We start from the raw sequence: 362 nt of genomic DNA on the forward strand, positions 1-362 counted from the left end.
GTCTATGTGCGTTTGCCTGTGTCATTCTTGCCCGATGAAGATCAGGGTGTCCTGCTGAACCTGGTGATGTTGCCAGCCGGTGCGACAATGGAACGTAACCACGAAGTCATGGACAAGCTCAACGAGCACTATATGAACGAACCGGCGGTAGATTCTGTTTTTACCGTCTCCGGCTTCAGCTTTACCGGTCGTGGCCAGAACCAGGGTCTGGCGTTTGTCAAACTGAAACCATGGGGAGAGCGGCTGTCGCCTGATCAATCGGTTGGTGCTGTGATTGGCCGGGCATGGGGGGCATTAAGTCAGGTAAAAGACGCGATTATTTATCCTCTGAATCTGCCGCCTATTATTGCACTGGGTACCGC

The 362-nt window shown here is 53.0% G+C and carries 1 protein-coding gene; it reads left to right on the top strand.

Annotated features, from left to right (window positions below; translation table 11 throughout):
* Positions 1–27: 27 nt before the first annotated feature.
* A partial coding sequence (locus Q4563_RS17300; RefSeq protein WP_303605377.1) for an efflux RND transporter permease subunit occupies positions 28–362 on the top strand: 335 nt, incomplete at its 3' end.

The sequence above is a fragment of the Gilvimarinus sp. 1_MG-2023 genome (assembly GCF_030548285.1).